The following is a 1,318-nucleotide window of genomic DNA, read 5'->3' as shown; positions in this document are numbered from 1 at the left end:
CAGGGTACTTCTTCAACGCTGACGTAGATGTTAGCTACGGAGGCACGTTGGCCGCGTGACAGTGAGCTATGCTGGAGATTGGGGTCAGCCTGATCAATTACGGCGAGAGCTACCGGTCCGGAGATCGCATCAGCCCCTCTGTCGTCAAGAGAGCTGTTCTGCTTGACCCCAGCCATGGAGCTCAACGCCCCGCGTCGGAGCGCTCCCTGCTTCTGAAGGAAGCCATTAGGTCCGCTCGGGCTTGATCGGAGGCTTGGCTGATGGACGTCGTGGTTGCTTCGCTCAGTTGCCGCCCCATGGCGCGGCTTTGCGGATTATCAGTCCTCTGCCTCTTCGCCGGTCTCAACAGCGCTGTGTAATGTTCATTGTTTATGATGACGCCCCCGCTGTTCACGAGGTTGCCCCTGTCAAGTGTACTCGTCAGTCCGTCCTGGGCCTCGCGCTTCTTGCCCAAGTGCCGTTCAAACGGCGCTGGCGCGACTTGTTGAGCTCGAGAGATGGGTCCCTGCTCTCCTGCGTGGCCATGAGCTTGTGCCGCGGTCTGCGCAGCGGCGTCCCCAATGGCACGAGCCTCCATGCCGACTGCGTCTTCCGGACGAGCAGCAAGGGCAATTTCGCGCCCGAGTGCGAACTTCCGGAGATGAGTTAGTGCACTGATGTCAGCGGTTTTCATATGGCGCTTGGCATCTTCATCCAGCGACCGCTCGTGAAGCCGATCCGCAATCCCCGGCTTTTTGTTTTCAACCAGGCATTGACTGAAACGTCTAAGAGCAGACCCATAGACCTCAACGGTACGGGGTTTCGGCCCGGTCGGCGCTGCCTCGTACGCTTTGATGAGAGCCGCTGTGTACTCTCTGATGAGCACGGCGTCGGCAGGGTGGGGATTCAGGGCAGGGCGGCCCACCACTGGCGCTCCGCCCGCCCACGTCTTGAGACGACCCAGTGACCCAGCCACGGCCGAGGGGCCACCCCAGATCTCGTACTCCTTGCGATCCCGATCCAGCGACGAATCGTGAAGCCGATCCGCAATCCCCAGCTTGTTATTTTCAACGAGCCAATGACCAAAGCCGAAAAGAATATCTACATGGCGCTTGACCGTGATCTCCCCGATCTTACCGGCATAGAGTGCTGACCTCAGCCCTTCGACAAGGGTCGCATCGTTGGAATAAAGAGGACCCTTGTCGGGACCGGAGACCACTTTTGGGCGATCTGGCTGCACCGCCGCCGGCACAGAACGAGCATGGTCACGCAACTCGAACGGTGCGGGGGGATTCAGATCAACCACTGACGAATCCGGCGCATCATGATGGCGCGCCGT

The 1,318-nt window shown here is 59.9% G+C and carries 1 pseudogene; it reads right to left on the bottom strand.

Annotated elements, in window-relative coordinates:
• Positions 1–181 precede the first annotated feature (181 nt).
• Positions 182–1,318: pseudogene (locus NKI88_RS31690) on the bottom strand (hypothetical protein); the annotation flags it as partial.

This window comes from Mesorhizobium sp. M0317 (assembly GCF_040321555.1).
Classification (GTDB): Bacteria; Pseudomonadota; Alphaproteobacteria; order Rhizobiales; family Rhizobiaceae; genus Mesorhizobium.
The sequence above is the reverse complement of the archived record's forward strand: the minus strand, read 5'-3'. Positions and strand labels throughout refer to the sequence as shown.